Origin of the sequence: Terribacillus aidingensis, assembly GCF_040703035.1 — a bacterium.
GTDB lineage: Bacteria > Bacillota > Bacilli > Bacillales > Amphibacillaceae > Terribacillus.
This window is the reverse complement of the sequence record NZ_CP159996.1, coordinates 1,356,752-1,376,381: the sequence shown is the minus strand read 5'-3', so window position 1 is coordinate 1,376,381 and position 19,630 is coordinate 1,356,752. Positions and strand designations below refer to the sequence as shown.

Below are 19,630 nucleotides of genomic sequence, written 5' to 3'. Positions count from 1 at the left end.
AAGCACAAGTGCGAGAATAGCGCCCATGTATGCGTTCATTGCACCTCAGAAGAATGCTTCTTGTTCTTCGCTTCCAGAACTAGTAGCTGTGACGGATACTGCAATGGATACTATACCTGCTAATCCAACAGCCGGCCCAATTTGGTATCCTGGCTGCTCGTCACTCGCCTTAGCCTCTGCTGCTGTAGTAGTCGGAAGATAAGCAAGTGCGTTACTTAGAGTTGCTATAGGTATTGGAGCGAACACATTACTCCAGCGGATGCGGTGATTTTTCTTCCCGTTCATTGGACAGGAGAAATCAAATAATGATATCAATCCAAACTTTGATTGCTGTAGCTGTGATCAGTAGAGTAAGTATTATCTGTAGCATCTTGACATTCATCTTCTTGCCGATCATCGTCCCTATTGGTGCAGCGATAAGACTAGCTACGACAATAATAATCGCTGGAACAAGAGGTACTTGGCCTGTAGAAAGCTTCCCTGCTGCAGCACCGATAGATGAGATAAAGGTTATTGCTAAGGATGTCGCTAATGTCATACGTATTGGTATCTTTAATACAACTAACATAATCGGAACCAGTAAGAATGCTCCACCCGCTCCTACAATACCTGCGCCAATCCCTACTAAAAAGCCTAAGCTTGCTGCTAAAACCCCTGAAAAAGTTACTTGATTTAAGTCCAAATCGTCTTTGCCTTTCTTTGGTATAAACATCATGAATGCTGCAATAACTGCTAATATACCATATACGAGGTTGATTGATGCTTCAGGCAGCATTTGGGATCCGAAGCTTCCAATAAAGCTTCCTGTTAAAACTGCACTGCCCATGAAAAGGATAAGTCGTTTATTTAAATAAGCTCCTTTTCGATAAGATAATACCCCTGACAATGTGGCAAAAAATACTTGTACTGCCACTATTCCTGAGACCTCATATGAATTAAATCCCGAAAAGCCAAAAAGGATAGGTATATACAACAACAATGGGTAATTGATAATTGCCCCGCCTACTCCCAGTAAACCAGAAAGCAAGGAACCAAACACACCAATGATAAATAAAGTCAGAATAAACGATACGTCCATTATGCTGCCCCTCTCATACAAAAGGAGGAGAGAACAGAAATCACTCTCCCCTATCTCTTATCAAACGATTTAAATTTCATATACAACTACCAAGTTAAATTTTCTCCATTCGATTCAATCACTTTTTTATACCAATAGAATGATTCTTTTTTAGTCCTGTTACGTGTGCCATTGCCTTCATCATCGACATCCACATGAATAAATCCATATCTTTTTTTCATTTCACCTGTGCTGGCAGCAATGATATCTATCGGTCCCCACATCGTGTACCCCATTACCGGGATTCCATCGATATCGATTGCTTTCTTCATCGCCAGGATATGATCCCTTAGATACTCGATACGGTAGGAATCTTTGATAGTTCCATCTTCTTCTACTTTATCAATAGCTCCTAGTCCATTTTCAACGATCATCAACGGCAGCTGATATCGGTCGAATAATAGATTCAGGAGATAACGAAGTCCCATTGGATCAATGGCCCATCCCCATTCACTTGTAGCAAGGTGCGGATTTTTATAACCGGTCTTGACACCATTCAACCCCTGAAAATTCATATCTGTCTTTTTTCCCACAGTATGTGTCATATAGTAGCTGAATGAGATAAAATCCACCGTACCTGCACGCAAATCTTCCGCATCTCCCTCCTGCATAGGAATCATGATGCCTTTACGTTCGAATTCTTTCAACTTATGATTTGGATAGTATCCTCGGCATTGAACGTCACAGTAAAATAGCATCTTATGTGTAAAGTCTAAAGTTGCTTGCATATCTTCCGGATCTGGACTAGCCGGATACGCAACATGGCCATTGTACATCATGCCAACTTTGTTATCAGAATCAATTTCATGGGCTATTTGAACAGCTTTTGCACTTGCTAAGAACTGGTGAAATGCCGCCGTCATCGTAGTCTGTTCATCTTCAGCCACTATACCACCAGCCATCCAAGGCTTCGTAGACATTACATTAATCTCATTGAATGTAAGCCAATATCTCACGATTCCTTTATATCTAGTAAATACTGTTCTACAGTATTGCAGAAAGAAATCTACAACTTTTCGATTCGCCCACGATCCATACTTCAATAATCCTAATGGTGTCTCGAAATGAGATAATGTCACCATCGGTTCGATACCATATTCTGCACAAGTTTTAAAGACCTCTTCGTAGTGGCGTAGCCCTTCTTCATTTGGCTCATCGTCGTCTCCATTCGGAAAAATACGAGACCAAGCTATGGATAACCGATAACATTTGAAACCCATTTCAGCAAAAAGAGCTATATCTTCTTTGTACCGATGATAATGATCTACAGCCTGATGACTTGGATAAAAACTATTCCTATCAATTCCGTCAGTAATTTCTCTAGGCACGCCATGTTTAGAGGCAAGCATCACATCAGCAGTGCTCAACCCTTTTCCATCTGTTAGATACGCTCCCTCGCATTGGTTGGCTGCAGTAGCTCCGCCCCACATGAAATCTTTTGGAAACCCCATTCAATCATCTCCTATATCTTGTTATTATTTTGCTTATTTTATTATTTCCAGAATACGCTCACCTGCAGAAATCTCTCTTTCCGTTACACTTGAGATGTCATCAAAGTCAGCAGAATTGGTAATAATGAAAGGAGTGACGATATCATATCCCTCTTTTTTAATTTCTTCGATATCAAATTCCAATAATAAATCGCCTAGTTTAATGGTTTGTCCTTTTTCAACTCTTGGCGTATAATGACGGCCTCCCAATTTTACGGTGTCAATTCCCACATGGATTAGTATTTCTGCGCCATCTTTCGTTGTAATACCAAGTGCGTGGTTTGTATCAAACAATGCGGTAACAACACCATTAGCTGGCGCAAGAACTTTCCCTTCACTTGGTATGATAGCCGCTCCTTGTCCTAAGATTCCTTCTGCAAAAACAGCATCATCCACATCCGATAAAGCAATCGCTTTACCAGTAATAGGGGCGTATAAAGTAAGTTGGTCTGCAGTAGCTGCGATTTCTTCCTCTGTTTGTTTTGCTTCCGTCTTGTCATCTGCAGATTCCTGAATAGGATCCTCCTTGATACCTAAGATATAAGAAACAGTAAAAGCTACAATAAATGAAATACAAATGCCAATTACAATATTAATTAGGTTACTGAAGCCGTCAGGACCTATATAACTCGGTAATGAGAAAATACCCGGAGACACCTGCGCATATCTTCCCACCCCCATAATTCCAATGAATAAACCGCCTGCTCCCCCGCCGATCATGGTAGCCCATAAAGGTCTCTTAAATCGCAGGCTGATGCCGTACATTGCTGGTTCTGTAATACCCACAATTGCAGTTACTCCAGCGGAAGCCGCTAATTGTTTGAGGTTTTTGTTCTTGGCTCTCAGTGCTACAGCCAATGTTGCTCCACCTTCAGCGATATTGGAAATCAACATCCCTGGACCCGCAACTGTATCAATACCTTTTGTAGCCAGCATATTCATACCGATAGGGATAATACCGTAATGCATCCCTGCCATTACCAGGAATGGTGTGAACGTTCCTATTAACAATGGAACCAACCAGCTTACATACATATTCAGGAAATTAATTCCTTCCCCTAGCGCGATTCCAAGATAGTTACCTAGGGGTCCTAAAATGATGAGTGTAACGGGAGCTACAATGATTAATGTTAATAAAGGAACAAAAACAATATGAAGAGAAGCTGGTATGATTCTCTCCGCTAACGGCTCAATGTAGGACATAAACCATATAGCCAAAATGATTGGTATTACCGATGAAATATAAGATACCTGCGGAATTGTGACGCCCAATAGATCAAGTGAGGAACCTTCAGTCTGTGCTGCATTCATCAAACTAATAAATGTAGGGTGTATTAAGACTGCGCCAATTGACATAGCGACATATTGATTAACATTGAATTTCTTAGCTGCAGAAGCTGCCAAGAGAACTGGTAGGAAATAAAAAGCTGCATCTGATATAAATAGAAGAACTTGATACGTATTGGAATCAACATTTATCCAATTAAATGCCTGTAGTAGTGCAAGTACGGCTTTTAACATACCAGCACCAGCAATTGCAGGTATTATCGGGAAGAAGCTGCCTGCAATTGTGTCCAATGCTCTTGATACAATGCCTTTTTTTTCATTCTTAGTTTCTTTCTTATTTGATGAATCGTCTATTCTGGTGTTTTCTATGATGTTTCGGTAGACTTTTTTAACATCATTACCTATGACAACCTGAAATTGCCCGCCTTTATTGACAACCCCAACCACTCCATTTGTATTTTTTAAAGCTTCTGCATTAGCTTTGTTATCATCTTTCAAATTAAAACGAAGACGAGTAGCACAGTGCCCAAGAGAAGCTACATTTTCCTCACCGCCCACTTCTTCCAAGATCTCATCTGCCAATTTCCGATAATCCATCATAAGCCCTCCTTATACAGTAAAAAGTGTTTTGGCCAATATAAAAACCCACCAGCCAGTATGAGTAATCACTAAGTGATTACTCATACTGGCTGGTGGGTATAGCCTTTCGTAACAATCCCACGTCTATTTAACTTTCTTCTATTACTCTTCTGATATGAATAGCCAGATATACAATCTCATCTTCAGACAGTTTAAAGTTCGTTTCCTTATAAACGTATGCTTCTATACGTTTTGCACATTTATATTCATTTGGATACTTAGTTTTGATGACATCTGCCAACCCTAAGTTAAGATTATCTTTTGGAATATTCTTCCCCTTGGATATTCTCCTTACAAAATACTTAATGTGCGTCATAAATCTATCATATTGGATAGAGCTCTCATTGAGCTCGATTCCATAATGGTATTTCACTATATCTATGACCTTTTTCTGTTTTTCAATTATATTCATTGTTTCTTGGATCTTTATTACATCATCCATTTGAGCATTAACTAGATGTAATGCAATAAATCCTGCTTCAGAATCATGCAGCTTAACTCCATGCCTTTTTTCAACAATTTTTAGAGCTTCTTTACCAATTAAATATTCATGATTATAAAACCTGCTAATTTCCCAAAGTATCGCATTTCGTACATGTAATCCTTTTTTTGCACGGTCAATCGCATGATAAATATGATCTGTGAGCCCAAGCCAGATAGTATCGCCGAGATTCTTATTTAAAGAGTTTGAAGCATATCGGACAATTTCATTTGTTGTTCTAACATATACATACGGAATATTAGAAAGTAATGCTTCCAGGTAATTATTATCATCTGACTCATCGATGATATAAATCCGTTCAATCAGAGTCTCATCAATAAAATCATTTCTCTGTTTTTTATAACCGAGTCCTTTTCCCATTATAAGAGCTTCTTTACCTTCTTTAAGGGTACGAACCAGATTATTATTTATTACCTTATCCACTTTAAGATTTTCTGACATATACTCCATCTTCTTTCAAAGTTCTGCGAGTAAAGGCTTTCATTTAATCGGAATTGGTAAAGCCTGCCGAACAGTAACAACCCAATCCTATTAATAATGATAGTTTAGCTTCGTTTGTAAGCGATGTCAATATGTTTGTAATCAAACAACATATCAATTTTAATTCTACTATAAGGATCCCCCAAAAATTGTGCTTTTTTACCGAGAGAAAGTTCAATAAAAGTATATTACATGCTGCTCAGTTTGAAGCGAGTATTCCACATATTCATCGTCATCCGCTCCCTCTATTTAATAGAACTTATTACTTTATCTTCAAGCACTCATTCCGCCTTTTACATTATAATTCTTGTTAAAAAACAGTAATTTTGGCACACTTTGGAAAAATAAAAAAATACCAAGACCTTAGGCTTATAATATTATGAGTCTAAGGTTTTATTTTATTAAAACTATCTCATTATGTCTTCCCATATTTTAATGGTTGTAACAATAATCAGCACTGCGAGTATTACCTGAAGCAGTTTAACATTCATCTTCTTTCCTAATGTAGCCCCTATCGGTGAAGCAATGAGACTTGCGACTACAATAACAATGGAAGGAATCAACGGTACCTGACCTGTTGAGAGCTTTCCCGCAACAGCCCCTATAGAAGAAATGAATGTAACAGCCAAGGATGTGGCGATTGTCATACGAGTAGGTATTTTCAGCACGACTAACATGATTGGCACGAGAAGAAATGCTCCTCCAGCTCCTACAATCCCCGCTCCTATCCCTACTAAGAAGGATAACCCTGCTGTTAATCCTGTAGAAAATGTAATGTCGGACAGCTCTATATCATCCTTCCCCTTCTTAGGGACAAACATCATTATTGATGCAATGATAGCTAATATTCCATATACAAGGTTGATGCCTTCTTCAGTCAGGAGTCGAGAACCGAAACTTCCGATAAAACTTCCGACGAAGACAGAAATGCCCATGGTCGATATGAGTCGTTTATTCAAATAGTTTCCCTTACGATAAGAAAAGACTCCAGATAGAGTCGAAAAGAAAACTTGAACAGCCACAATTCCTGATATTTCATAGGCATTGAATCCAGCAAATCCCAATAAGGCAGGTACATATAATAATAATGGGAAGTTTATGATAGCCCCACCAACGCCAAGCATACCGGAAAATAGTGAACCAATCAGTCCTATGGTGAATAGAGCTAAAATAAAGGTTAAATCCATCCTGCTGCTCCTCTCCTATCAAAAAAGAGGGAGTAAATCTCCCTCCCCTGAATCATCCTTTTTTTATCCAAAACTTCAATACACCATCTTCTTCCGTATCCTGCAGTAACGTATGTCCCCCGGATTTCGCCCATGCGGTAAGATCGGCCTTTGAACCTTTATCCGTCGCATGTACTTCCAATACATCTCCTGCATCCAGTTCATTTATTGCTTTCTTCGTTTTAACGATCGGCATTGGACAAGCTAGTCCTTTCGCGTCTAACACTTTATCACTGTTCATTTTTATAAGCTCCTTTATTACTTGATTTAACCATGAATGGCACAGCGGTTCGGGCCAATTTCCATTTCACTTTGCTCATTTGCTTCTGGGCTGATTTTACCCATATTTGTTTGACGAATTTCTTGATAAGCATTCGGCTGAGGTGGTAGATTTTCTGATACTGCTTTACGGAATGTTTCTTCATCCATATTTAAACCATTATTCTTTTCAAATAAATCACCCAGTTTTGCCTGAACTTCACCATTTTCTCCTAGCTCACTTGTATTGCTGAAGTGTGCAGGAAGGACGATAAGCTCATCATTTAGTTGTTCATACGTGTTATAAAGCGTATTACGTAAATCATCTGCCCAGTCACCTGCTTTTCCAGCAAGATCCGGACGTCCAATGGATTCCACAAACAAGATATCTCCGGTCAGCAAGTACTTATCATCCACAATCAAGCTAGTACTTCCGATTGTATGGCCTGGAGAGTAGATAGACTGCACACGTACAGTAGCTCCACCTATCTGCAAATCTTTCCCTTCTTCTAACGGCTCATAGGTAAACTGAACTTCCTCCGCATCTTTTGGAGGCAAATGATAGACTGCTTCAGTCTTTTCACGCAACAGGCGCCCTCCGGAAATATGGTCAGCATGAAGATGAGTATCTACAACATGTTTGATTGTAATGTTTTTCTCTTTGGCAAAATCAATATAACTATCTACAGATCGGCTGCTGTCAACGATGAGTGCCTCGCCATCAGATTCAATGAAGTACGAGAGACAGCCTTTACCAACACGGACAAACTGATAGATGGATCCACCGTTGCTAAGATCCCCGATCTTAACGGGTTTAAGATACTCGCTCCAAGCTCTCATACCGCCCTGCAAGACAAGCACATCTTCAAAACCAGCTTCATCCAACATTTCTGCAACCATTTCGGATGATCCTTGTTTGGCACATACGACAAGCAAATCTTTATCTTTTGGAATTTTATCAACAATTTCTTCGACACCTTCAATTAAATCGAAGTACGGCACGTTCAAATGTTCAATATTAAAGCCTTCAATTTTCCAATCACCAAATGCATCTTGATTCCTTACATCCAGAATAAATAAAGGTTCTTTACTTAATACCTTTTCTGCTGCTTCTTTTGCAGTAATTAATTTCATGTTCCCTTTCCTCCTTAGAATGTCAAACTGATATTGGCATCGGACGCGTAATGGATAAAGCTCGCTGCTCCCCCAACTTCAATGCCTTCTATAAACTGATCTTTATCTAAACTCATTGCATCCATTGTCATTTGGCATGCAATGATCTTCACACCTAGCTCTTGAGCCATTTCCACTAGTTCTGGAATGGAAGGTACATTTTCCCGCTTAAATCCTTCTTCAAAATGTTCATTTCCTGCTGGAATCGGGAGCTGCTTATGAGCTTCTTTATGAATCAAGTTTAGTCCCTCAAAAGTGAAGAATATCCCTACTTCTGCGTCGCTTGCCGCTGCAGCAGTTGCTACGTTGAACACTTTATATGCATCAAACAAACTTCCATTACTTGCGATGATTGCTACTTTAGTTGCCATTTTAAATTCCTCCTATTTGGTTATTATTGATTCTTTTCTAAAGGACCAGACCATTCCACCATACCCTGGACTGCGTTCTTGATATTTTTGAATCCCTTTTCTTCCATTTGCTTAGAGGCCAAATCACTGCGGCTACCCGTACGGCAGACAACATAGATTTCTTTATCTTTGCTAATCTCGTCCATACGATCTTCCAGTTCTCCTAATGGAATAGAAATTGCTCCTGGTATATGGCCAAATGTATATTCAGCTGGCTCCCGAACATCCAGAATTACAACGTCTTCACTTGAATTCAGTTTCTGAATAATTTCTTCGTTATGAACGGTATGCGGGAAGTTTTTATCTTCTTTCGCTTCTGCATCACCTGATTTGCGAAGGTAGTGTTTCAATACCTCTCCTTCTTCTGTTGAACCGAGATACTGGTGACCGCTGCTTTTTGCCCAAGCTTGAATATCTGCTAGAGAACCTTTGTCAGTGGCCTGAACCTCGATAACCTGTCCTGGCATGACCTCTTTCATTGCTTTCTTTGTTCTGACGATTGGCATCGGACAAGCTAGTCCTTTCGCATCCAATACATGATCTGTTTTAATACTCATTTTTCATCCCCCATTTAGGTTTATTCTGTTTCACTTTCCCAGTCATTCATGCCACCGGTCATATTCTTCACTTTGAACCCTTTATCTGTTAACCACTCTGAAGCCAGTCCACTACGATTTCCGGATCTGCATACCATGATGTATTCCTTATCTTTATCCAATTCGTCTAAGCGTGTCAGAACCTCTCCTAATGGAATGTGTTTAGCACCTGGAATTTTACCCAGAGCCACTTCATTGTGTTCTCTTACATCAATAATGTGAAGTTTCTCTTTCCTCTCTAGACTCTCCGCCACTTGTGTTGGCAAAATTGCTTCGATTTCTGGTTTTGTACTCATTTTGCTCCTCCTTTATTGTTAGTGTGGTAAGAACTTATCATCCTCATAAATATACCCATACGGGTATTAAATAAAGCAAAAAAAATAACTTAAGAATGAGCTTCGTTAAGAACCCTAATACCCATGAGGGTATATTAGCAAACAAAAAAAATAATGTCAACAACGGAAATCTGTAATTATTTTCATACCTAATTATTAATTTTATCTTCTATCTTTACCTAATATAAGCTGAAATTATAAAACATTGACTTGATACCCGCGAGGGTATATATTGAGTTGAGTAACATTCTGTTTTTTTAATTACTATCAGAGGATTGGTGATAATGATCTATACGCTTCTAATCTTCGCGCTGCTTATCTCTTTCAGTCTTTACAGAAGATACTTTCCTGTATTAAATGTTCCATGTAGCGATAGATTGTATTCACAAGTTGATCAAGTGGTTAAAATAGACTTACGCGATTATAATAAATCTTACAGAAGTTATGTAGACGATACAATTCAAATTCCAGTTGCGTATCTTAAACGGCATATGCACGAAATACAGGGTGATCAAGTTTTCGTAATCGCTTCTAATAAAGTAGAAAAAAATATCGGAATAAGGATATTGCAAAATAAAGGATACAAAGTAATAGGCTTTAAATTAACGGAATGCGATTGTAATTGCAATATACTAAAACTTATTTAAGGAGGAAACCTTATGAAATATGATAACCAAAGTAAAAATAGAATAAAACGTATCGAGGGACAGTTACGCGGTATATTAAAAATGATGGAAGAAGATAAAGACTGCAAGGACGTCATTACACAGCTGAGCGCTACAAGAACTGCGATTGACCGCACTATTGGTGTAATTGTGAGCTCTAACCTGGTGGAATGTGTTCGAGAAGCCAACGAGAATGGAACAGAAGCTGACGAATTGGTGAAGGAAGCAGTAAATTTGTTAGTTAAAAGCCGATAAGTAAATAGTAGTGGGGTTGACTTTCATCCTCACGCCCTTTAATATACCCCCACGGGTAATTTAGATATTTTTTTAAAGAAAATAATACCCCTATGGGTAAATGAAAATTGGAGGAATTAATTTATGCAAAGTAATAAAGTGTTAGATGCCAAAGGGCTAGCTTGTCCAATGCCGATCGTCAAAACAAAAAAAGCGATAAATGAGCTAAATGCAGGAGATGTGTTGGAAGTACATGCAACTGACAAAGGTGCAAAAGCCGATCTTAGCGCATGGGCGAAATCCGGCGGCCATGCGTTACTACAAGATACAGAAGAAGAAGGTGTATTGAAGTTTTGGATTAAAAAAGCATAACAAAATTATACCTATGCAGGTATCAAAGAATAGGAGAATTGAAAATGTCAGAAACGAAACGTACGACTATCGTTTTATTTAGCGGTGATTATGATAAGGCAATGGCAGCATATATAATAGCCAATGGTGCTGCAGCTTATGATCATGAGGTTACAATATTTCACACATTTTGGGGATTAAATGCTCTTCGCAAAGCGGAAGATGTAACGGTCAACAAAGGATTTCTGGAGAAGATGTTTGCAAAGATGATGCCTAAAGGTGCAGATAAAATGGGCCTCTCTAAGATGAACATGGGTGGAATGGGTCCTAAAATGATTAAAAAAGTAATTAAAAAACATAATGCAATGACCCTTCCGCAGCTCATTGAAGTGGCGCAGGAGCAAGACGTCAAACTCGTTGCTTGTACGATGACAATGGATTTAATGGGACTCCAAAAAGAAGAATTGTTAGATGACATTCAGTATGCAGGAGTTGCTGCATATCTTGGTGATGCTGAAGACGGCAACGTAAATCTATTTATCTAATATTGATCGGAGAGAGAACCTTGGAATTTATCATGTACATTCTCATTGCTCTAATTATCTATTTTGTTATAAGGAATCGCTTCTCTAGCATAGCAGCTAAACAAATCAGTACCGCTGAACTAAGAGGTCTTCTAAAAGACAAGAATAAACAATTTATCGATGTTCGTACCTCTGGTGAATATAAAGCAAACCATATTAAGCAATTCAATAATATTCCACTTCATGAATTGAATAGTAAAGCTTCGAGCTTAGATCATAATAAAGAAGTGGTTGTCATCTGCCAAAGCGGGATGCGAAGTTCGCAAGCTGCAAAAGGGCTTAAAAAAAGGGGGTTCAATTATAACTAATGTCAGAGGCGGTATGAATACTTTGGCGTTAATAGTTAGAACATAAATCATATAGTGCCAATCTAAAGAGTTGCCATATTTTCCTTGTATTGTGTAGTATCTAATACGAGCATATCAAGTACGATAATATCTGCTTTCTGATAATCCGTGAGTAATAGTATGGAAGTTAGGAAGTTTGAGTATTGAGTGTATACGTGTAAGTAGTAAAGATCAAAATGAGGACCTTGTGATGACCTATTTAATAATCTGGGATGGTTTTTTTGTTGAGATGCTATACGGTGGAAAATCTGAGCGACCATCAGAGAGAATTCTTTCTTCTTGGAAGGTCTTTATAAAAGGAATTGGATATACACACTGAGGAGTTGATTAATTATGAAGAACAGACAAGAAGCTATAAACTATTGCAAAAAGTATAAAGATGTTTATGAAGATGAACCCTTTCGGGATGATAATTGGACACTTATGAGACATAAGGATAATGATAAAACTTTTGCATGGATATTCGAGAGAAAGAACAGAATCTGGATTAATGTAAAAAACGAACCTGGTATGAATGAACAACTCAGAAATGAATACAATTCTATTGTGCCTGCTTATCACTTAAATAAAGAGCATTGGAACTCCATAATATTAGACGGTACTGTTCCCGAGAAAGAAATCCATGAATTAATTAGTACAAGCTATGATTTAACAAAGGATAAGTAATTTGAAAAGACCCTTTTCTATGAAAAGGGTCTTTTTTATATATGCCTAAAGGCACCTCTTTTATTCTAATCCCACCTGTGCTTTTGATTGTACGACAGCAGGGTTTCCTTGAAAGGTAATGTTGGCATTCGCGCCAAAATCACCTTCGCCTTCCCATGTGTAGAATTGGTCTCCTTCCGTCCCTGTTTCAGACATCAGATCTCCTTAAAGTCGATTAAAAAAGCATCATAAAAATTACGCAGGAATCAATTACCATTTTCGCCCAAAAAGCAAAAAACTCCCCTTTTTCAACTGAAAATTCAAGATGATTGACCACCATTACATTTTTATATTTTTTGGTTAACTTGTTCAGTTGAATGACAGACATTTACTCATTCTCGCCTTCTATACCAAAAAATCATATTTTACCAGTGAATATATTGTTGTACATCACCTAACATCTTTCTAGCTTCTCACTCTCTTTCCTAATTAAGATATGAAGATAATTCATTATAATGAAGGACGTTTCATCAACTGGTCCCAAAAAATGATATTGACATCTTTATTATTCAATTCTATCATGGAATTGAACTAGAGTTCATAAAAATGAACTATAGTTCAATTTAATGTGAGAGGAAGACAAGAGAAGTGACAAAAATTAGAACGCACCCAATCGACATTTACGGAAATCAATTCAATCGAGCAGGATTTGTACTCGTTATAATGGTTGGTACTTTTCTAACCATTATAAATCAAACATTATTAGTCACGGCTCTTCCAAAGATAATGGATGATTTAGACATCAGTGCTATTAATGCACAATGGCTTATCACTGCATTTATGTTGATCAGCGGCATAATGATTCCCACTTCAGCATTCTTGTTAAATACCATAAATAATAGAAAATTATTTATGGTAGCAATGGTTAGCTTTGCAATAGGAACTGTAATTTGTGCACTCAGTACTACATATAACACGTTACTTATAGGACGCATCATTCAAGCCATAGGTTCAGGATTAATGATTCCTTTAATGCAGACATTAATGTTTTTGGTCTATCCTGTTGAACGGCGAGGAGAAGCTATGGGGTTAGTAGGAGTTGTTATAGCGTTTGCTCCCGCTATTGCTCCCACTGTATCTGGATGGATTGTTGATTATTTTAATTGGCGATACTTATTTTATATAATTCTTCCAATTACCATGGTTAATATGTTGCTTGCATGTTTCTATATGAGAAACGTCATTAATTTAAATAAACCGAAGATTGATTTACTTTCTATTATGCTTAGTAGCTTAGGTTTAGGTTTACTTCTCTATGGGATTAGTGTTGCAGGTAATATAGGGTGGCAAAATAAAATCACATGGTTCTCTTGCGTAGCTGGCATTATTATCATAATCTTATTTTCCCATCGACAATCTAAACTAACACAACCCTTTTTAGAGTTAAGAGTATTTAAAAGTAAAATTTTTACGTTTTCTACAATTATCGTCGCTATTATTTTTATGACAATGATTGGATTTGAAATTCTCTTACCTATTTATACACAGACTTTAAAAAAGTTGTCAGCACTTCAATCAGGTCTGATATTACTTCCTGGGGCAATTTTGCTGGGTATTATTTCACCAATATCAGGTAAATTATTCGATAAGTATGGTGTTAAAAAAATATCAATGATTGGCATGTTCATTCTAGCTGTAGCAACTTTTCCTTTCTTATTCCTCACTAAGGATACAGCTACTTGGTGGATTGTTTGTCTTTATTCATTAAGAATGCTAGGCATGGGATTTGTCATGATGCCTTTGGCCACAGCGGGAATAAATGCACTGTCTAATGATTTGATAAGTCACGGCTCTGCAATTAATAATACTGTTCGACAAGTGTTTGCTTCTCTAGGATCGGCAGTAATGGTGGGGGTTATGTCGGCTACTGTGACTAGATATTCAAACCATTATGAAGACACTTCATTGACTCCGTTGTTGAATGGACTTAATAATGCTTTTATGTCCGGTTTCATTCTAATATCCATTGCATTTATATTGTGTCTTTTTATAGCTTCTCCATCAAAAGAAGCTAAATAAACAATAATCCAATTAAATGATTAATCCTCCCTATTAAAAACCCTCTAAAGTAATTAGGGAGAAATGATATGCCAGATAGAAAAGACATCTATAAATTCGAAAAGTTATATAATTTCAGAGATATTGGCGGGCTTCCAACCAAAAATGGGCGTATGATGAAAACAGGTATATTATTCCGATCTGGAGAATTATCGCGACTATCTAAAAAAGATTTCAAAAAGTTCAATCAATTGAATATAAACTCTATCTGTGACTTAAGGACCCTGAATGAACAGAAGTCTAATATTACCGCCTTCAAAGTAATACGAAGGTACAAGTATTAAATATATCTATTCACGATAAAAGTAGAGAATTTACACTTCTTGAGTTCTTTAAATTTCTAGTTACAAAGTCTAATTCTATTAATTTTGAAGAAATTATGAAAGATATGTATAAACACATGGCTAGTGAAATATCCGAAGAAATAAAACAGATTATTATGTTTTTTTCAAATCAAAGAAACTTGCCGGCACTCATCCATTGTACGAGAGGAAAAGACCGTACTGGTTTTATATCAGCTGTTATCCAGTTGTATGCCGGAGTTCCTTACAAGATAGTAATGGACGACTATCTTTTTTCTAAGCAGTTAATTGCTGTTCCAATGAAAAAGAAAGAAAAGTTCATCCAGTGGATAAGCTTATTTCGTGATCCACCAGAACATATAAAACCTATTTTAGAGGCTAGGGAAGAATAATTAGAAGAAGCATATCTCCATATTATTAATCAATATCGAGATATGGAAAGTTTTTTTAAACTGGCGTGTAAAATACCAGAATATAACCTAAAAAGATTTCAAGAATTAAAAATTAAGTAAGAGTATTATGCAAAGATGGAGGAACTCTAATAATGAATCATTTAAAGTCAAACGATCCAAAAAGTATGTATTTTCAATCTTACGATAGAGTATTAAACGCGCTATGGCCAACACAATTTTCCTCGTATTTTTTAGAAACTTCTTATGGAAACACATATATAATTGAAAGTGGAGATTTATTGTCTCCACCCCTACTCCTTTTGCATGGAGCTAAAATGAGTTCGACAATGTGGTATCCGAATGTGGCAGAATGGAGTAAACAATATAGAGTCATTTGTGTTGATATCTTAGGAGATAAGAATAAAAGCAATTTAGAAAAACAATTTTCAAATCGATTAAGTTATGCTACTTGGTTAAACGAATTGTTAGAATCTCTGCAGATTGATAAAACAAATATTGTAGGTTTATCCTATGGAGCTTTACATACGGTTAATTTCTTGACCTTTTTCCCTCATAAGGTAAACAAAGCTGTTATTATGAGTCCAGCTGCTACTTACATTCCTCTCAATCGGGAATTCTATTCTTACGCTATGGGGTTGATTAGTAACGAAGTAGGGGTTAAAAACTTTCTAAAATGGATTTTCAATGACCGTCATACTGTTAATTCTCTTATACAACAACAATTAATAGATGGAATGCAGTGGAACACTGAGTCTTCTACACAAAAAGTAAGACAAGCATTTCCTTATATATTCACGGATGACGAATTAGCTCAAATTCAAACTCAACTTCTACTGTTATTGGGAGAAAAAGAAGTAATGTATGATCCTTTGGAAGCTTTTAATCGTGCTAAGAACTCATCTCCCCATATTACGATAGAAATAATAAAAGGAGTAGGTCATCTGATGTCGATGGAAAAGCCTGTGCAGGTTAATAAACGAGTTTTAAGTTTCCTAAATAATTAAAAGATAAAAGCCCTCATCGTTATTCATGAGGGCTTTCTACATGCAATTAACATACATCTTGTGACATTCTCACCATATCTCTTAATACAATTTTGTTTTCGATAATTTTTTCGTCATAATGTCTTGAAAAATAATCTCTATCTATATGAGTCATTCTAAAACCACATTTCTGATATAAGTATAGTGATCCAAGACTTGTACTTCCAGTACCAATTTCTACAGTTTTAAATTTATGTTCTCTGGCATATTCAAGAGCGTATTCAATTAATAATCTTCCGATTCCTTGATTTTGAAAATCTTTGTTCACAGCTATATTAACTATCTCTAGTGTGTCAGGTCGTGTAGGCATAAGAATAATAACTCCGATAACTTGTAGCCCCACCTTAGCTTCTATACAATGGCTTTTAGAAAGATACGAGTCGACCATCTTCCTCGATGGATCAGCATCTAATAGCAATTCATAATGAGAGTTGGTAGCCCTTGTAAATTGTTCAATTATAACACTCATTTTATCACCTCTTTGTTTTACAGACAGGATTCTTATTTGGGGTCTGTTAATAATTCTTGTTAAAGATATTAAACCTCCGGTATGTTCATTTGATATCCTTCCACACCTATTGAACGTAGGTATATTTTTCTGTACTTCAGTTTATTTTTATGATAATTTGGTATTATGATGATGTCAATAATATTTTAAGGAGTTAGAAATTTATGGGTAAAAAAGAAAAAATTATTGAAGTGGCTAAACAGTTATTTCGAACAAAAGGCTATCACGATACTGCAATCCAGGATATCTTGGAACAAGCCAAAGTTTCCAAAGGAACATTTTATAATTACTTCTCTACGAAATCACAATTAATTCTTTATATTATTCAAAAAGTTGACGAAAAAGTTGATGAACAACAAAATATGTTGCTACTCGACGGAAGTCTATATGATAAGCAGCTATTTTATTCTCAGCTTCGCGTGAAGCACTCAATTTATGGGACTGAGAAAATCTCAGAGTTATATAATATCTCTTTAGGTGAAAATGATGAGGAATTACAAAATTACATGAAAGAAAGCCATTATAAAGAACTAAATTGGCTTGCAAAACGCCTAATAGACGTTTATGGAAAAGAAATCGAGAAAAGCGCAATGGATTTATCCACTCATTTTATTGGGGGGTTAGGTTATCAGTTTAGATATTCCGACCAAATAAAGCTGAATATAAATAGCTCTGATATCTTAGATTACAATATATTACGTTTAGAAAATAACATTGAAATTACAAAGCAAACTAATCAAATTCTATTTCCGTATAAATCGCCTAATTCAGTGGACGATCAAGAATCAGCTATTAGAGAAATAAGAAGATTACTCGACAACATGATAGATTGTGATGAATTTTCACAAGAGGAAAAAGAATTAATGAGTTTTATATTTGAAGAAACTCAAAGTTCATATATAAGATGGGGTGTCTGTGAAGGAGCTATTCGTCAATTACAGATACTATCCTCCTCACAGTTAGCTTATCAACAAATACTGAAAGAACTATTTGACATCATCAATACTCAAAAAAATATATAAAAAATATTAATGATAATCTTATGTATTAGATAAAAGAAAAGCAGATATTACTCGTTATCTAAGACAAAAATAAGTGTGCTAATTTTATAATACTTTTCCTAAATTAGTTGCATTATCGTTATTTTATAAGCTTTCTGATCGAGAGGAATAGCAGTATGACTTGCTAGATAAAAAGATGAGTAAATGTGAAAACAAAATAAGTTGACGAAAAGGCATGCGCTGAAGCGATGTCACTGAAAAACTCCAAATGGATATGGTCGAAGATTTACTCCGTTACAATAAAACCATCTGAATATAAGGAATAGGAGATCTTTTAGGAAATTCCATAATAAAAGGAAAGGCTAAAGAACGCTACAAGATAGAGATCAAGAATAGTTAATTGATGTATATACATCATCTTACTTCTAACAGTTTTATAGCAGCTTCCGTGTACCTTGATATTAAAGCCGTAGCAACCCCATTAGGCGACTGTTAATTGGTTACGTTTTATTAAAGAGATAAGCAAGTATTCTCCTATTTTTTTTAGAATCCTTGCATATACTTAAACGTATAATACATGAGGTGATTATATGCAAATTCAAATAATATCTGGATTACTCGGTATTGCATTTATTGTTGTAGCTTATCTAGTTGCAGTCAAAAAAAAATTACATCTTCTAAGAGGATATAATCAGCAGCTTATACGCAAAAAAAGGCAAAAATTTATTAATCTTGTAAGTTCTTTTTATTTAATTACTGGTGCTGTTTTAATCATTGTGCCTTTCACTCTTTCGTGGTCATGGAGTGCAACTGCACTCGAAATTATGCTTATATTAAATTTAATTATCTTAATATATGTTAACAAAACAATGGTTGAAAAAGATTAAGAAAGTATTTCTCGAATTTTCTTTAAGATATGACAGAAAAGAATCTAGAAAAAAGGCTGTACACCGATGTAGTGTACAGCCTTTCTATATATAAGAATGAACAGGTTTATCTAATTTTTCAAAAGTTGAATTAAGCGAATTGTATTATCATATGTTAAACCCTGTTCTAATCCGTGTTGAATCATCTCAAAGCGTAGGCGACTCATTAATATGTGGGCAGGAAAGAAGTAAAAAAGCTGCCAAAAGGCAGCACTATTATTTAATCTCTTAAATTGTATGACGGATAGCGTTCGACCAGGTATATAAAGCTAGACATGCTGACGCAAGATGATAATAATTAAGTTAATCGAAGTTAGAAAAAGCTCAAATAATGAATCATCCTATTAACTTGTAATAAAAATTACCAGCTAGAAATGTGCCAAATGCATCCTGCGCAAAATCCGGCACTTCTCCAAACAATACATACCCTTCAGACTGATAAAGCAAATTGGCTGGTCCTTCTTTTTCCGTATCAAGCAAGAGCAATGTTTTGCCATCTGACTTTGCTGCTTGCTCGGCATGCTGAAGCAGTTTTCTGGCAACGCCTTTCCTTCTGGCTTTTGTACTGGTCATCAATTTAGCTACTTCTGCACGATGTCGGCCATTTTCCTTATCGCTGTAATGCAGCTGAACAGTCCCTGCAATTTCGCCATCAAGTAACCCAATATAAAGCCGTACTTGTTCTGAGAGAACAGAATCCCAATACGATAATGCCGTTTCTTTACTCATTGGGTGCAAATAGTTCATGGATGCGCCGTCAGCAACTACTGTTTGAAATAAGATTGCAAGTTCTTCTCTAAATTCGCTGATTTCTGTGAGTTCCTTGATTTCCATAGCTACTCTCCTACGTTCTGTCGTTTTGTATTCCTCATGTGATAACTCAGGATATTGATGCAATGTACGCCTTGCTTCAATCAGTTTCTTCTCTAATGAATTATGTACAGCTGCCATGTGCTCACATCCTTTTCTTTCAGCCTACC

The 19,630-nt window shown here is 36.5% G+C and carries 24 protein-coding genes and 1 pseudogene; 11 read left to right on the top strand and 14 right to left on the bottom strand.

Going from position 1 to position 19,630, the window contains the following annotated elements; all coding sequences use genetic code 11:
• Nucleotides 1-45 precede the first annotated feature (45 nt).
• The 11 genes from ABXS78_RS07375 to ABXS78_RS07325 form a co-directional block, all read right to left on the bottom strand.
• A complete protein-coding gene (locus ABXS78_RS07375; protein ID WP_366249544.1) occupies nucleotides 46-285 on the bottom strand; it encodes a hypothetical protein in 240 nt (79 codons plus the stop codon).
• 13 nt (nucleotides 286-298) lie between these two features.
• Nucleotides 299-1,078 carry a sulfite exporter TauE/SafE family protein gene (locus tag ABXS78_RS07370; RefSeq protein WP_366249543.1) on the bottom strand — a complete coding sequence of 260 codons (780 nt, stop codon included), beginning with the start codon at nucleotides 1,076-1,078 and terminating at the stop codon, nucleotides 299-301.
• 86 nt (nucleotides 1,079-1,164) lie between these two features.
• Complete coding sequence (locus ABXS78_RS07365; protein ID WP_366249542.1) at nucleotides 1,165-2,568, bottom strand: family 1 glycosylhydrolase; 1,404 nt, start codon at nucleotides 2,566-2,568, stop codon at nucleotides 1,165-1,167.
• A 33-nt stretch (nucleotides 2,569-2,601) separates the two neighbouring features.
• The gene (locus ABXS78_RS07360) at nucleotides 2,602-4,494 is read right to left on the bottom strand and encodes a beta-glucoside-specific PTS transporter subunit IIABC (RefSeq protein WP_366249541.1); all 1,893 of its coding nucleotides are present in this window, start codon (nucleotides 4,492-4,494) and stop codon (nucleotides 2,602-2,604) included.
• Between the two features lie 127 nt (nucleotides 4,495-4,621).
• Nucleotides 4,622-5,476, bottom strand: a complete 855-nt coding sequence (gene licT / locus ABXS78_RS07355) for a BglG family transcription antiterminator LicT (RefSeq protein WP_366249540.1) — start codon at nucleotides 5,474-5,476, stop codon at nucleotides 4,622-4,624.
• 446 nt (nucleotides 5,477-5,922) lie between these two features.
• The gene (locus tag ABXS78_RS07350) at nucleotides 5,923-6,702 is read right to left on the bottom strand and encodes a sulfite exporter TauE/SafE family protein (protein WP_366249539.1); all 780 of its coding nucleotides are present in this window, start codon (nucleotides 6,700-6,702) and stop codon (nucleotides 5,923-5,925) included.
• 52 nt (nucleotides 6,703-6,754) lie between these two features.
• On the bottom strand, nucleotides 6,755-6,982 hold the full coding sequence (locus tag ABXS78_RS07345) for a sulfurtransferase TusA family protein (protein WP_366249538.1): 228 nt from the start codon (nucleotides 6,980-6,982) through the stop codon (nucleotides 6,755-6,757).
• 26 nt (nucleotides 6,983-7,008) lie between these two features.
• Nucleotides 7,009-8,133 (bottom strand): MBL fold metallo-hydrolase, encoded by a 1,125-nt coding sequence (locus ABXS78_RS07340; protein ID WP_366249537.1) that lies wholly within the window; start codon nucleotides 8,131-8,133, stop codon nucleotides 7,009-7,011.
• Between the two features lie 14 nt (nucleotides 8,134-8,147).
• Nucleotides 8,148-8,543, bottom strand: a complete 396-nt coding sequence (locus tag ABXS78_RS07335; protein ID WP_366249536.1) for a DsrE/DsrF/DrsH-like family protein — start codon at nucleotides 8,541-8,543, stop codon at nucleotides 8,148-8,150.
• A gap of 23 nt (nucleotides 8,544-8,566) precedes the next feature.
• Complete coding sequence (locus ABXS78_RS07330) at nucleotides 8,567-9,139, bottom strand: sulfurtransferase TusA family protein (RefSeq protein ID WP_366249535.1); 573 nt, start codon at nucleotides 9,137-9,139, stop codon at nucleotides 8,567-8,569.
• Nucleotides 9,140-9,159: 20 nt separating this feature from the next.
• Nucleotides 9,160-9,474, bottom strand: a complete 315-nt coding sequence (locus ABXS78_RS07325) for a rhodanese-like domain-containing protein (protein ID WP_095230939.1) — start codon at nucleotides 9,472-9,474, stop codon at nucleotides 9,160-9,162.
• A 698-nt stretch (nucleotides 9,475-10,172) separates the two neighbouring features.
• Here ABXS78_RS07325 and ABXS78_RS07320 point away from each other — a divergent pair.
• The 5 genes and pseudogenes from ABXS78_RS07320 to ABXS78_RS07300 all read left to right on the top strand — a co-directional run bounded on the left by ABXS78_RS07320 (nucleotide 10,173) and on the right by ABXS78_RS07300 (nucleotide 12,360).
• The gene (locus tag ABXS78_RS07320) at nucleotides 10,173-10,433 is read left to right on the top strand and encodes a metal-sensitive transcriptional regulator (protein WP_077309246.1); all 261 of its coding nucleotides are present in this window, start codon (nucleotides 10,173-10,175) and stop codon (nucleotides 10,431-10,433) included.
• A gap of 123 nt (nucleotides 10,434-10,556) precedes the next feature.
• The gene (locus tag ABXS78_RS07315; protein ID WP_366249534.1) at nucleotides 10,557-10,784 is read left to right on the top strand and encodes a sulfurtransferase TusA family protein; all 228 of its coding nucleotides are present in this window, start codon (nucleotides 10,557-10,559) and stop codon (nucleotides 10,782-10,784) included.
• Between the two features lie 44 nt (nucleotides 10,785-10,828).
• The gene (locus tag ABXS78_RS07310; protein WP_366249533.1) at nucleotides 10,829-11,308 is read left to right on the top strand and encodes a DsrE/DsrF/DrsH-like family protein; all 480 of its coding nucleotides are present in this window, start codon (nucleotides 10,829-10,831) and stop codon (nucleotides 11,306-11,308) included.
• 5 nt (nucleotides 11,309-11,313) lie between these two features.
• Nucleotides 11,314-11,701, top strand: a pseudogene (locus ABXS78_RS07305) (rhodanese-like domain-containing protein).
• Between the two features lie 326 nt (nucleotides 11,702-12,027).
• The gene (locus ABXS78_RS07300; RefSeq protein ID WP_366249532.1) at nucleotides 12,028-12,360 is read left to right on the top strand and encodes an MmcQ/YjbR family DNA-binding protein; all 333 of its coding nucleotides are present in this window, start codon (nucleotides 12,028-12,030) and stop codon (nucleotides 12,358-12,360) included.
• Nucleotides 12,361-12,420: 60 nt separating this feature from the next.
• On the opposite strand, the gene ABXS78_RS07295 is transcribed toward ABXS78_RS07300, so the two are convergent.
• On the bottom strand, nucleotides 12,421-12,555 hold the full coding sequence (locus ABXS78_RS07295; RefSeq protein WP_366249531.1) for a hypothetical protein: 135 nt from the start codon (nucleotides 12,553-12,555) through the stop codon (nucleotides 12,421-12,423).
• 432 nt (nucleotides 12,556-12,987) lie between these two features.
• On the opposite strand from ABXS78_RS07295, the gene ABXS78_RS07290 reads away from it, so the two are divergent.
• The 4 genes from ABXS78_RS07290 to ABXS78_RS07275 all read left to right on the top strand — a co-directional run bounded on the left by ABXS78_RS07290 (nucleotide 12,988) and on the right by ABXS78_RS07275 (nucleotide 16,176).
• Complete coding sequence (locus ABXS78_RS07290; protein ID WP_366249530.1) at nucleotides 12,988-14,418, top strand: MDR family MFS transporter; 1,431 nt, start codon at nucleotides 12,988-12,990, stop codon at nucleotides 14,416-14,418.
• A gap of 68 nt (nucleotides 14,419-14,486) precedes the next feature.
• Complete coding sequence (locus ABXS78_RS07285) at nucleotides 14,487-14,741, top strand: tyrosine-protein phosphatase (RefSeq protein WP_366249529.1); 255 nt, start codon at nucleotides 14,487-14,489, stop codon at nucleotides 14,739-14,741.
• 95 nt (nucleotides 14,742-14,836) lie between these two features.
• The gene (locus tag ABXS78_RS07280) at nucleotides 14,837-15,151 is read left to right on the top strand and encodes a tyrosine-protein phosphatase (protein ID WP_366249528.1); all 315 of its coding nucleotides are present in this window, start codon (nucleotides 14,837-14,839) and stop codon (nucleotides 15,149-15,151) included.
• Nucleotides 15,152-15,303: 152 nt separating this feature from the next.
• Nucleotides 15,304-16,176 (top strand): alpha/beta hydrolase, encoded by an 873-nt coding sequence (locus tag ABXS78_RS07275; protein ID WP_366249527.1) that lies wholly within the window; start codon nucleotides 15,304-15,306, stop codon nucleotides 16,174-16,176.
• 46 nt (nucleotides 16,177-16,222) lie between these two features.
• On the opposite strand, the gene ABXS78_RS07270 is transcribed toward ABXS78_RS07275, so the two are convergent.
• Nucleotides 16,223-16,684, bottom strand: a complete 462-nt coding sequence (locus tag ABXS78_RS07270; protein ID WP_366249526.1) for a GNAT family N-acetyltransferase — start codon at nucleotides 16,682-16,684, stop codon at nucleotides 16,223-16,225.
• Nucleotides 16,685-16,887: 203 nt separating this feature from the next.
• Between ABXS78_RS07270 and ABXS78_RS07265 the strand changes: the two genes are divergently transcribed.
• Nucleotides 16,888-17,745 (top strand): TetR/AcrR family transcriptional regulator, encoded by an 858-nt coding sequence (locus ABXS78_RS07265; protein ID WP_366249525.1) that lies wholly within the window; start codon nucleotides 16,888-16,890, stop codon nucleotides 17,743-17,745.
• Nucleotides 17,746-18,314: 569 nt separating this feature from the next.
• On the top strand, nucleotides 18,315-18,611 hold the full coding sequence (locus tag ABXS78_RS07260) for a hypothetical protein (protein ID WP_366249524.1): 297 nt from the start codon (nucleotides 18,315-18,317) through the stop codon (nucleotides 18,609-18,611).
• 375 nt (nucleotides 18,612-18,986) lie between these two features.
• Here ABXS78_RS07260 and ABXS78_RS07255 read toward each other — a convergent pair whose 3' ends face one another.
• Nucleotides 18,987-19,601, bottom strand: a complete 615-nt coding sequence (locus tag ABXS78_RS07255; RefSeq protein ID WP_366249523.1) for a GNAT family N-acetyltransferase — start codon at nucleotides 19,599-19,601, stop codon at nucleotides 18,987-18,989.
• Nucleotides 19,602-19,630 lie beyond the last annotated feature (29 nt).

What these genes read in the sequence shown, in the direction of transcription:
- ABXS78_RS07275 (WP_366249527.1), top strand. Translation starts at nt 15,304, where the DNA reads ATGAATCATTTAAAGTCAAACGATCCAAAAAGTATGTATTTTCAATCT.
- ABXS78_RS07255 (WP_366249523.1), bottom strand. Translation starts at nt 19,601, where the DNA reads ATGGCAGCTGTACATAATTCATTAGAGAAGAAACTGATTGAAGCAAGG.
- ABXS78_RS07310 (WP_366249533.1), top strand. Translation starts at nt 10,829, where the DNA reads ATGTCAGAAACGAAACGTACGACTATCGTTTTATTTAGCGGTGATTAT.
- ABXS78_RS07350 (WP_366249539.1), bottom strand. Translation starts at nt 6,702, where the DNA reads ATGGATTTAACCTTTATTTTAGCTCTATTCACCATAGGACTGATTGGT.
- ABXS78_RS07335 (WP_366249536.1), bottom strand. Translation starts at nt 8,543, where the DNA reads ATGGCAACTAAAGTAGCAATCATCGCAAGTAATGGAAGTTTGTTTGAT.
- ABXS78_RS07270 (WP_366249526.1), bottom strand. Translation starts at nt 16,684, where the DNA reads ATGAGTGTTATAATTGAACAATTTACAAGGGCTACCAACTCTCATTAT.
- ABXS78_RS07365 (WP_366249542.1), bottom strand. Translation starts at nt 2,568, where the DNA reads ATGGGGTTTCCAAAAGATTTCATGTGGGGCGGAGCTACTGCAGCCAAC.
- ABXS78_RS07300 (WP_366249532.1), top strand. Translation starts at nt 12,028, where the DNA reads ATGAAGAACAGACAAGAAGCTATAAACTATTGCAAAAAGTATAAAGAT.
- ABXS78_RS07260 (WP_366249524.1), top strand. Translation starts at nt 18,315, where the DNA reads ATGCAAATTCAAATAATATCTGGATTACTCGGTATTGCATTTATTGTT.
- ABXS78_RS07370 (WP_366249543.1), bottom strand. Translation starts at nt 1,078, where the DNA reads ATGGACGTATCGTTTATTCTGACTTTATTTATCATTGGTGTGTTTGGT.
- ABXS78_RS07285 (WP_366249529.1), top strand. Translation starts at nt 14,487, where the DNA reads ATGCCAGATAGAAAAGACATCTATAAATTCGAAAAGTTATATAATTTC.
- ABXS78_RS07345 (WP_366249538.1), bottom strand. Translation starts at nt 6,982, where the DNA reads ATGAACAGTGATAAAGTGTTAGACGCGAAAGGACTAGCTTGTCCAATG.
- ABXS78_RS07330 (WP_366249535.1), bottom strand. Translation starts at nt 9,139, where the DNA reads ATGAGTATTAAAACAGATCATGTATTGGATGCGAAAGGACTAGCTTGT.
- licT (WP_366249540.1), bottom strand. Translation starts at nt 5,476, where the DNA reads ATGTCAGAAAATCTTAAAGTGGATAAGGTAATAAATAATAATCTGGTT.
- ABXS78_RS07375 (WP_366249544.1), bottom strand. Translation starts at nt 285, where the DNA reads ATGAACGGGAAGAAAAATCACCGCATCCGCTGGAGTAATGTGTTCGCT.
- ABXS78_RS07280 (WP_366249528.1), top strand. Translation starts at nt 14,837, where the DNA reads ATGAAAGATATGTATAAACACATGGCTAGTGAAATATCCGAAGAAATA.
- ABXS78_RS07320 (WP_077309246.1), top strand. Translation starts at nt 10,173, where the DNA reads ATGAAATATGATAACCAAAGTAAAAATAGAATAAAACGTATCGAGGGA.
- ABXS78_RS07295 (WP_366249531.1), bottom strand. Translation starts at nt 12,555, where the DNA reads ATGTCTGAAACAGGGACGGAAGGAGACCAATTCTACACATGGGAAGGC.
- ABXS78_RS07325 (WP_095230939.1), bottom strand. Translation starts at nt 9,474, where the DNA reads ATGAGTACAAAACCAGAAATCGAAGCAATTTTGCCAACACAAGTGGCG.
- ABXS78_RS07265 (WP_366249525.1), top strand. Translation starts at nt 16,888, where the DNA reads ATGGGTAAAAAAGAAAAAATTATTGAAGTGGCTAAACAGTTATTTCGA.
- ABXS78_RS07315 (WP_366249534.1), top strand. Translation starts at nt 10,557, where the DNA reads ATGCAAAGTAATAAAGTGTTAGATGCCAAAGGGCTAGCTTGTCCAATG.
- ABXS78_RS07340 (WP_366249537.1), bottom strand. Translation starts at nt 8,133, where the DNA reads ATGAAATTAATTACTGCAAAAGAAGCAGCAGAAAAGGTATTAAGTAAA.
- ABXS78_RS07360 (WP_366249541.1), bottom strand. Translation starts at nt 4,494, where the DNA reads ATGATGGATTATCGGAAATTGGCAGATGAGATCTTGGAAGAAGTGGGC.